The organism is Streptomyces sp. NPDC054796 (genome assembly GCF_053611545.1).
The window spans coordinates 1-9,127 of sequence record NZ_JBSHAO010000116.1; the positions used below are offsets into that span (position 1 = coordinate 1).

Genomic DNA, 9,127 nt, shown 5'->3' on the forward strand with positions numbered 1-9,127 from the left:
AAAATCTTGTGACCAAACCGTGGGTACCCAGTTAACTTGTCCAAGCGGCCGCGGACAGAAGCTGTCCGCGACCGGTGGCACACTCACGCCATGCTTGAGACTTCGGCACGGCTGCTGCGTCTGCTCTCGCTCCTCCAGGCCCACCGCGAGTGGTCGGGGGCCGAGCTGGCCGACCGGCTCGGGGTGACCGCGCGCACCGTCCGCAGGGACGTGGACCGCCTCCGCGGCCTCGGCTATCCCGTCCACTCGGCCACCGGCACCGCCGGTGGCTATCAACTGGGCGCGGGTGCCGAGCTGCCGCCACTCCTGCTCGACGACGAGGAGGCCGTCGCCGTCGCGATCGGTCTCCAGGGCGCGGCCGACGGCGCGGTGCGCGGCATCGAGGAGTCCTCCGTCAGGGCGCTGGCCAAGCTCGAACAGGTGCTGCCGCACCGGCTGCGCCGCAGGGTCGCGGCGCTCACCGAGTACACCGTCCCCATGACCCGCTCGCACACGGGCCCCTCCGTCGATCCCGCCGTGCTGACCCAGCTCGCGCACGCCTGCCGGGACCACGAGCGCGTCCGCTTCGCCTACGAGTCGCACGACAAGAGCGCGTCGCGCCGCAGCGTCGAACCGCACCGGCTGGTGAGCACGCGGCGGCGCTGGTACCTCGTCGGCTGGGACCTGGACCGCGCCGACTGGCGCACCTACCGCGTCGACCGCATCACCCTCACACCGCCGCACGGGCCGCGCTTCGCTCCCCGTACGCCGCCCGCCGAGGACCTGGCGGCGTGGGTGTCCGAGGGCGTCTCGACGCACGCGTACGCCGTGAGCGCGACCGTGCTGCTGCGGGCGCCGATGGAGCGCGCGGCGGAGCGGATCTCGCTCTCGACGGGCACGCTGGAGGCCGTCGACGCGGAGAGCTGCCTGCTGCGCACGGGCGGACATTCGCCGGAGGCGCTCGTCGTGCACATCCTGCTGCTCGGCTTCGACTTCGAGGTGCGCGAACCGGAGGGGTTCGACGCCTACGTCACGGCTCTGCGCGACCGTCTCTCCCGCGCGCTGCCTGACCCGATGGACCGGTCGGACCCGACGGACCGGCCGGGCCTGCCGACCTGACCAGGCCCGGTTCCTGGGACTCGGCGGGGATCTCCGGGTGGTGCAGGTCGAAGGCGGGGGACTCGGAGCGGATGCGGGGCATGGTCGTGAAGTTGTGGCGCGGCGGAGGGCAGGACGTCGCCCACTCCAGGGAGCGCCCGAAGCCCCACGGGTCGTCCATCTCGACCCGCACCCCGTACTTGGCGGTCTTCCAGACGTTGTAGAGGAACGGCAGCGTGGACAGACCGAGCAGGAAGGCGCCGATGGACGAGAGGGTATTGAGCGCGGTGAAGCCGTCGGCGGCCAGATAGTCGGCGTAGCGGCGCGGCATGCCCTCGACGCCCAGCCAGTGCTGCACCAGGAAGGTGGTGTGGAAGCCGACGAAGAGCGTCCAGAAATGGATCTTCCCGAGGCGTTCGTCGAGCATCTTCCCGGTGAACTTCGGCCACCAGAAGTAGAAGCCGCCGAACGTCGCGAAGACCACGGTGCCGAAGACCACGTAGTGGAAGTGGGCCACCACGAAGTAGGTGTCCGTCACATGGAAGTCCAGCGGCGGAGACGCCAGGAGGACCCCCGTCAGGCCGCCGAACAGGAAGCTGACGAGGAAGCCGACCGACCACAGCATCGGCGTCTCGAAGGAGACGGAGCCCCGCCACATCGTGCCGATCCAGTTGAAGAACTTCACCCCCGTCGGCACCGCGATCAGGAACGACATGAACGCGAAGAACGGCAGCAGCACGGCCCCCGTCGCGAACATGTGGTGCGCCCAGACCACGACCGACAGGCCCGTGATGGCCATCGTGGCGCCGACCAGCATCACGTAGCCGAAGATCGGCTTCCGCGAGAACACCGGGATGATCTCCGTGACGATGCCGAAGAACGGCAGCGCGATGATGTAGACCTCCGGATGCCCGAAGAACCAGAAGAGGTGCTGCCACAGCAGCGCCCCTCCGTTCGCCGAGTCGAAGACGACGGCACCGAAGCGCCGGTCCGCCTCCAGGCACAGCAGCGCGGCGGCCAGCACCGGGAAGGCGATCAGGATGAGGATCGAGGTGAAGAGGGTGTTCCAGGTGAAGACCGGCATCCGGAACATCGTCATGCCCGGCGCGCGCATCCCGATGATCGTCGTCAGGAAGTTGACCGCGCCGAGGATCGTGCCGAAGCCCGCGAGCGCCAGGCCCATGATCCACAGATCGGCCCCGATGCCGGGCGAGCGGGTCAGCGAGTTGAGCGGCGCGTAGGCGAACCAGCCGAAGGCGGCGGGCCCTGACGGGACGATGAAGCTGCCCATCACGATGACGCCGCCGAAGAGGAACAGCCAGTACGAGAGCATGTTCAGCCGCGGGAACGCCACGTCGGGCGAGCCGATCTGAAGCGGCATGATCTCGTTCGCGAAGCCCGCGAAGGTGGGCGTGGCGAAGAGCAGCAGCATGATCGTGCCGTGCATCGTGAACGCCTGGTTGAACTCCTCGTTGGTCATCAACTGGAGCCCCGGACGCGCGAGTTCGGCCCGCATCATCAGCGCGAGCACGCCGCCGACCAGGAAGAATACGAACGAGGTCACCAGATAGAGGTGGCCGATCTTCTTGTGGTCGGTGGTCGTCAGCCAGTCCACGACGACGCTGCCGGGCCGCCGGGTGCGCCGTAACGCTCCCGGACCCGTGCTCGCCTCAGTGGTCTGCGTCGCCATCCCTGCCCCCTCGCTTCCGCTGTGCGTGCGTAACGGGCTGCGCCGCCCGTGCGGGCCACGGCGGGCGTGGACGTGCGCGGCATGCGGCGCACGGCACGGACACGGGGCCTTTACACGGGCTCACGCCATGATGGGGCGTCACCGTGGCGGCAGCAATGGCCCGAGCGGCCCGAGGTCGAGGTTGAGATCGCGCGGGTCGAGTTCGTAGCGCTCGCACAGCTCGTCCATGCGCTCCGAGAGCAGCATCAGCGTCAGCCCGATCCGCTCCTCCTGATCCTCCGTCAGATCGCCGACGTCCACCCGGCGCAGCGCCTGCCGCTCCATGAGCTGCCGCAGCAGCTCGATGATGGTGAGCACCAGCTTCATCAGGTCGCGCTCGACGGTGTCCCGGTCCAGCTCCACGGTGCGGTGCGGCGTCCGTTCGCTGTCGCTCATGAGGGGGGCTCCTCGGTCGCGTCGTCGTCGTACGGGTGGTCCAGGTCGTCGTCGTACGGGTGGTCAAGCGGGCGCTCCCGCGGCGGGTCCTGGGCGGTGCGCGGATCGTCGAGCGGCTTCACATCGGTGAAGGGAGAGGGCACTCGTTCGTTGACGGAGCTGATCAGCGCGCGCAGATCGATGCGCACCAGGTCCACGTCCGCGATGCGCAGCGTCAGGTCGCCCGCGATGACCGCGCCGCCCGCCAGCAGCCTGTCCAGCAGGTCGACGAGGGCGACCTGGCGCTGTGCGAACGGCTCGCCGGGTACGGGCTCGTGGAGTTCGGGATCGGGCCGCCGCCTGGCCCCCGCGCCGACAGTGGGCCCCCGCTCCTGGAGTGCCCGCTCGACGGGGTCCACGTCGCGGGGGCCGGGGCGGCCGCGGGCGGTGGCGGCCGGGGCGCCGGAGCCGTCGCGGGGGCCGGTGCCGGAGTCAGCCGTGTGCGGGCGCGTCACGTGTCACCACCTCGGCGAACGAGTACGGGGCCCATGGGCCTGTCAGCTCGATCCGCACCCCCTTCGTGCTCTCGGCCAGCTCGGTCACGCGGCGCGCGAACTCGGCCGACGACTGCCCGTCCGGCACGAGATACGCCGCGTTGAGCAGGTTCTCGGCCCGCTCGCCCGACAGCTCGGGGTGCTGCGGGCGGTGCAGCCTGTGGCGTTCGGCAAGGCCGGCGAGGATGTCGTGGACGCCCCGCGCGCACGCGTCCGCGCGTGCCGTGCGCTCCTCCTCGGTGCGACGGGCCTGGCCGCGCTGCCGCAGATACGCGCGGCCCGCGCCGCGCGAGGGGACGGTGCGCGTGCGGGTTCCGCTGCCGCTGCCGCTGCCGCTCGCGCCGGTGCCGTCGCCCGTCGTGGGGGAGGGGGCTGCGGGGGTGGCGGGCTCCTGTGTCTCCGGTCCTGTCTCCGTGAAGACCTTGACGCCCCACTCGACCCGCCCCTCCAGCGCGGCGATCGCCGCGGTGAACCGGTCGTGGCCCTCGTCGAGCAGGCGCCTGACGCCCTCCTCGTCGTGGCAGACGGTGCCCAGCCGCAGGGGGAGGACGCAGGCGGTACGGGCCGCGTGGTCGACCACGCCCTGATGGGCGCGGGCCGCCGCCTCCAGCCACGCCATGTCCTCCAGGTGCCGCCGCAGACCCGCCTCGTCGAAGTCCTCGGCGGGCACGGGGCTGGCCAGCGCGGCCAGCCCCGCGTGCCGCACGGTGTGCACGGGCGCTCCGGCCACTCCGGTCACCCCGCGCAGCTCCGCCGGGGCAGCCGCGGGCCCGCCCCCCGTCCCGGTGCCGGTGAGGACGGCGTCCTCGTGGACGACCCCGTAGACGTAGGTGAGTCGCGCGTTCACTCTTCGATTTCCTTCCGTTCCAGCTCGGCGATGCGCTCGCGGAGCCGTTCGTTCTCCTTGCCCAGCTCGTTCCTGCGGGCGTTGGAGGACAGGGACGGGTCGTCGCGCCACCAGTCGATGCCCATCTGCTCGGCACGCTCGACGGAGGCGACGATCAGCCGGAGCTTGATGGTCAGCAGCTCGATGTCGAGCAGGTCGATGCGGATGTCGCCCGCGATGATGATGCCCTTGTCGAGGACGCGTTCCAGGATGTCCGCGAGGTTCGAGCCGCCGTTGGAGGAGGCATAGCGTTCGGGAACAGTCGTCATCGCACACGCTCCGGTTCGGGTTCGCGCTCGTCCGCCTCGGCTTCCGCTTCCTCGTCCTCGTCCTCGGCGGGCTCCTCTTCCTCTTCCTCCTCGTCCTCATAGACGTCGTCCTCGTGGGCGCCGCGGTCCTCGTCCTCCGGTTCCTCGTCCTCCGGTTCCTCGTCCTCCGGGGCCTCCTCGTGGGTGCCCCGGTCCTCGTCCTCCAGGGCCTCCTCGTGGGTCCGTACGACCTCGCCGTCGCGGATCTCGCCGCGCCACTCGCCGGTGGCCTCGCCGCGCATCATCACGAAGCGGCGGAAGTGCTTGAGGTCGAGCCGGGCCCTGCGGCCCTGCGCACGCCAGATGTTGCCGGTCTTCTCGAACAGGCCCTTGGGGTAGTACTCGATGACCAGCAGCACCCGCGTCAGGGTGTCGGTGAGCGCGTGGAAGGTGACGACGCCGCGCGTGGTGCCCTTGGCGCCCTCCGAGGTCCAGGCGATCCGCTCGTCGGGCACCTGCTCGGTGGTGTTCGCCTGCCAGCTACGGCTGGACCAGAAGATCTTGGCGCGCCAGTTGGACGACACGTCGTCCGTGGCCTCCACACCCTGCACACCCTTGGCGAACGTGCTGAACTCCTGGAACTGCGTCCACTGGTTGTACGCCTCCCGCACCGGGACGCCGACGTCGGTCTGCTCGACGATGGTGACGAACTTGCCCTTGCCGCCACCGCCCTTCTTCTTGCCGCCGCCGGTCAGGTTCTGGAAGGCGTCCTTGGCCTTGTCCTTGACGCCGCTGGCGCCGATCTCCAGCACGGAGCGCAGCGGGCCCTTGCCCTCGGCGAACTTCTTGCCGCCCTCCCTCGCCATCTTGGTGAGGCCCGGGCTGCGGCCCTCCGCCACGTCGTTGAGGAGGTTGGTGGTCTCGCCGAGCTTCCTGCCCGTCGAGACCAGCAGGCGCTGGGCCTGGGCCGCCGCGTAGGAGGCGGCGGCCTCCTTGAGCCGTCCGGTCGCCGGGCTGTTGGTGAGGGTCTCCTTGATCCCGCTGACGGGACCGCCGTCGCGCTGCTGCTCAGCCACGGCCGCCACCCCCTCCCGCTCCCGCGGTACCGGCCTTCTTGGCGCTCTTGGCCGTCTTGGCCGTGCTCTTCGCGGCCGACGTGGACTTGGACGTGGCGTTCTTCGCCGACGACTTCGCGCCCTTGGACGAGGCCGTGGACTTGGCCGTCTTCGTGCCCCGCGTCGTGGTGCGCTTCGGGGAGGCGGCCGTCTTGGTGGCGGACCTGCGGCCGTCGGACCTGCCGCTCCGGCCGTCCTGGCCGCCGTCCCGCTCCTCGTCGGCCTCGTCGGCCCCGCCGTCCCGACGGGTCCGGTCGTCGGCCCGCTCGTCCTCGGCCCGCTCGTCGCGTGGGGCGCGGTCGTCGTCCTCGTACTCGTCCTCGCCGTCCTCCTCGTCGCGACGGGCGAGGCGCGTGGGGTCGAGCTGGTCCTGGATGTCCAGGGTGCGGTCGTGCAGTGAGTCGGCGAGGGCGTCCAGGCGGCGGTTGATGAGCGCGCCGGTGGCCGCCTTGCCCACCCCGGAGAGGTCGTCCTTGAGCTGGCCGCCCAGCTCGGCGAGCTGCGGGTTGGCCTTGACCTGGTCGCTCACCAGCCTGGTGAGCTGCTGGGGGCTCAGATTCAGCCGCTTGCCCAGTACCATGCCGCCGATCCCGATGGCCAGTTTCGCCTTCTTCGTGCGGCCCAGCACATAGCCGCCCGCGACGGCCAGTGTGAGTGCCAGCCGGTTCGTCATCTCAGTGAGCTCCTTGCTGTGTCTGTCGTCTGCGCGCGTCCTCCAGGCGTTCCAGCAGGGCGTCCTCGCGCTGGTCGAACTCCTCCTCGTCGATGGCCCCGTTTTCGAGGTCCTCCACGAGGCGGCGGAGTTCGAGCTGGATGGCCGCCGGGTCGTAGTACTGCCGTTCCGCCTCCGCCACCACCTGCCGCAGCACCCAGCCGGTCCCACGCAGGGGAGCGGCCGGGAGCAGCAGGATTTCGCTGATGAGGCCCATCAGGGTTACTCCGCGTTCTGCGGAGCGGGCCGCGGGGCGTTCTCCGGAGCGGGCGCCGCCGCGTCGTCGGGCGCCGTGACGAAGCTGTACGGGGGAAGCGGGCCGGAGAGCTGGATGTCCAGGTGGGGGTTGCGCTCCTGCAACTCCTCCACGGCCAGCAGCAGGTCCTCCGTGGCCTCCCGGCCCACCAGGTAGGACAGGTTGACCAGCCAGCCGGTGCCCTCGGGGCCCGGGCAGTAGCGCTCGGCGTGCGGCGCCAGCGCCTCCTCCAGATTGCGCGCGTCCCGGACCTCGCGGTCCCGGATCGCCTGCGCGACCATCTCGCCCAGCCGCAGCCGGTCCTGGTGGGAGCCGCCGCCCGCGGCCTGGTTGGCCGCACTGAGGGACTGGATCTCCGGCTCCTCCATCACGACCTGGTGGAGCACGGCGTCCTCGCGGTGCGCCGCCTTCACGTTGTACTCGACCCGCCCCTCCAGCTCCGAGAGCTGGTCGCGGTAGTGGTCGGCGTGCTCCGAGAGGACCTCGCGCACCGCGTCCTCGTCCTCGGAGACGCTGCCGAAGCGCAGCGGGAGCACGACGTCGGAGGCGCTCGCCTCCGACAGCACCTGCTGGTGCGCCAGCAGGTCACGCCGCTTGGGCCGCAGGTCAGGCGGGCAGTCGCTGACGACGGCCGCGAGGCCGCCTTCGCGCAGCGAGCGGACGGGACGGGGCGGGTCGCCCACGCCGTCCATCCGGTCGGGCAGCGCGGGGTGGTCGGCGCGTGCGATGCCGTATACGTAGACGCTCATTACTCGGACTCCTCCTTCCTGCGCGTGGCCGAGGTGCTGCTGCGGCGCTTGCGCGGCGCGGACTCGCGGCTCTCCTCGCGGCTCTCGCCGCCCTCCCGGCCCTGCTTGAAGGCGTCGGAGAGGGTCTCGGCCGCCCCGGAGAGCGCGCCCTTGGACTTGCCGCGTGCGCCGGACTCGGTGATCTGGCCGACGACGTCGGGGAGGCCGGGGTCCTTGTTGGGCCCGGACTCCAGGTCGAGGCGGTTGCACGCCTCCGCGAAGCGCAGGTAGGTGTCCACGCTCGCCACCACGACACGGATGTCGATCTTGAGGATCTCGATGCCCACGAGCGAGACGCGGACGAACGCGTCGATCACCAGGCCGCGGTCGAGGATCAGCTCCAGTACGTCGTACAAGCCACTGGTGCCGCCGCCTCCGGACTGCTGTTGTGCGGGAACTACGGTCATGTCGCTGTGTCACCCCTCCTGGGTGCGCTTCTCTCGGACGATGGGCGCGGGCTTCAGCGCTCAGGACTTGTCCGCTTTGCCGCGTTCATAGCGCCGGATGCGCTGGTAGCCACTGAGCTGTCCGTCCTTGGTGAGGGTCACCTCATAGGTGGACAGCAGGCTCATCGTTTCGGGGATGCGGGCGAGTTCGAGTACCTCAACCTGCACGAGCCACCCGTCCTCGGTGGACTCCAGGCGCGAGACCGTCTCCGCCTTCAGGCCCGTCAGCTCGGTGAGTTCGTCGCGAGCCGCTCGCATCACTTCGATCGGTGCGATGTCTTCTTCATCTGCCATGAGTTACCCCGGCGCCGCGAGTACCCCGAACGGACGAACCAAACGGCGGAATTGGATGTCAGGAAGAATTCTTGTAGAGGTGGTGGACAGGCGTTTCCTGACGGGAAATCGGGGAAGTGCGAGGCGCGGAAAAGGGCCGGGCACAGAAGGCACGTACGAGTGACACGGGTAACGTCAAACCACCCGGGGAGCGTTGTGACACAAGTGTGACGCGGCAAGGATCCGGTCACTACTTCCGGCTGTATGGGGCAGGCCGTACGGTTGCTGCCATGGCACCAGAATCCGCAGCCCAAGACCCTGCCCAGGACGAGCCCGAGACCTATGTGGGGCTCACCGGCGCCGAGGCGGAACAGCGTGCGTACGCGCACGGGTGGACGACCGTACGGACGCTCGCACCGGACGCCATCATCACGATGGAGTACCTCACGGGACGCCTGAACCTCGCCGTCGAGGACGGCACCGTCGTGCGCTGCTGGAAGGGCTAGGGGGCGTCCCGGCGTCCCGGCGTCCCGCTCGCGCCGGGAGACGGACCGGCTGGACGGTTACGGGGAGCCCGGAGCAGACGCGAACGCCCCACGTGCGGCGCCCCAGCACACCGGGGCGCCGCCCCACGCATACGCGGACTCGGGCTCGCCACCGGGCCCGCG

12 protein-coding genes and 1 pseudogene are annotated in these 9,127 nt (G+C 70.5%); 2 read left to right on the plus strand and 11 right to left on the minus strand.

All coding sequences use genetic code 11. The features are described 5' to 3' along the window. Nucleotides 1-90: 90 nt before the first annotated feature. Nucleotides 91-1,098 (plus strand): helix-turn-helix transcriptional regulator, encoded by a 1,008-nt coding sequence (locus ACWGJ2_RS39590; protein ID WP_453351257.1) that lies wholly within the window; start codon nucleotides 91-93, stop codon nucleotides 1,096-1,098. On the opposite strand, the gene ctaD is transcribed toward ACWGJ2_RS39590, so the two are convergent. From ctaD to ACWGJ2_RS39645, 11 genes and pseudogenes are all read right to left on the minus strand, one after another. Next, nucleotides 1,010-2,767, minus strand: coding sequence for an aa3-type cytochrome oxidase subunit I (gene ctaD / locus ACWGJ2_RS39595; protein ID WP_453351258.1), 1,758 nt, complete (start codon nucleotides 2,765-2,767; stop codon nucleotides 1,010-1,012). The two genes, ACWGJ2_RS39590 and ctaD, sit on opposite strands and share 89 nt — an antisense overlap. A gap of 138 nt (nucleotides 2,768-2,905) precedes the next feature. After that, nucleotides 2,906-3,202, minus strand: a complete 297-nt coding sequence (locus ACWGJ2_RS39600; RefSeq protein WP_453351259.1) for a gas vesicle protein K — start codon at nucleotides 3,200-3,202, stop codon at nucleotides 2,906-2,908. 116 nt (nucleotides 3,203-3,318) lie between these two features. Beyond that, nucleotides 3,319-3,465 (minus strand): annotated as a pseudogene (locus ACWGJ2_RS39605) (gas vesicle protein); the annotation flags it as partial. Nucleotides 3,466-3,673: 208 nt separating this feature from the next. Beyond that, complete coding sequence (locus tag ACWGJ2_RS39610; RefSeq protein ID WP_453351260.1) at nucleotides 3,674-4,582, minus strand: GvpL/GvpF family gas vesicle protein; 909 nt, start codon at nucleotides 4,580-4,582, stop codon at nucleotides 3,674-3,676. Further along, nucleotides 4,579-4,890, minus strand: a complete 312-nt coding sequence (locus ACWGJ2_RS39615; protein ID WP_453351261.1) for a gas vesicle protein — start codon at nucleotides 4,888-4,890, stop codon at nucleotides 4,579-4,581. Before ACWGJ2_RS39615 ends, ACWGJ2_RS39610 begins: the two co-directional genes overlap by 4 nt. Further along, complete coding sequence (locus ACWGJ2_RS39620; protein WP_453351262.1) at nucleotides 4,887-5,945, minus strand: SRPBCC family protein; 1,059 nt, start codon at nucleotides 5,943-5,945, stop codon at nucleotides 4,887-4,889. The genes ACWGJ2_RS39615 and ACWGJ2_RS39620 overlap by 4 nt, the downstream gene beginning before the upstream one ends. Further along, nucleotides 5,938-6,657, minus strand: coding sequence for a DNA primase (locus ACWGJ2_RS39625; RefSeq protein ID WP_453351263.1), 720 nt, complete (start codon nucleotides 6,655-6,657; stop codon nucleotides 5,938-5,940). The genes ACWGJ2_RS39620 and ACWGJ2_RS39625 overlap by 8 nt, the downstream gene beginning before the upstream one ends. 1 nt (nucleotide 6,658) lies before the next feature. Next, nucleotides 6,659-6,913, minus strand: coding sequence for a gas vesicle protein GvpG (locus ACWGJ2_RS39630; RefSeq protein WP_453351264.1), 255 nt, complete (start codon nucleotides 6,911-6,913; stop codon nucleotides 6,659-6,661). A 5-nt stretch (nucleotides 6,914-6,918) separates the two neighbouring features. After that, nucleotides 6,919-7,701 (minus strand): GvpL/GvpF family gas vesicle protein, encoded by a 783-nt coding sequence (locus ACWGJ2_RS39635; RefSeq protein ID WP_453351265.1) that lies wholly within the window; start codon nucleotides 7,699-7,701, stop codon nucleotides 6,919-6,921. Next, the gene (locus ACWGJ2_RS39640) at nucleotides 7,701-8,147 is read right to left on the minus strand and encodes a gas vesicle structural protein GvpA (protein WP_453351266.1); all 447 of its coding nucleotides are present in this window, start codon (nucleotides 8,145-8,147) and stop codon (nucleotides 7,701-7,703) included. Before ACWGJ2_RS39640 ends, ACWGJ2_RS39635 begins: the two co-directional genes overlap by 1 nt. Nucleotides 8,148-8,207: 60 nt before the next feature. Continuing rightward, nucleotides 8,208-8,480, minus strand: coding sequence for a gas vesicle protein GvpO (locus ACWGJ2_RS39645; RefSeq protein WP_453351267.1), 273 nt, complete (start codon nucleotides 8,478-8,480; stop codon nucleotides 8,208-8,210). A 269-nt stretch (nucleotides 8,481-8,749) separates the two neighbouring features. On the opposite strand from ACWGJ2_RS39645, the gene ACWGJ2_RS39650 reads away from it, so the two are divergent. After that, on the plus strand, nucleotides 8,750-8,965 hold the full coding sequence (locus ACWGJ2_RS39650) for an I78 family peptidase inhibitor (protein ID WP_453351268.1): 216 nt from the start codon (nucleotides 8,750-8,752) through the stop codon (nucleotides 8,963-8,965). The last annotated feature ends 162 nt before the right edge of the window (nucleotides 8,966-9,127 follow it).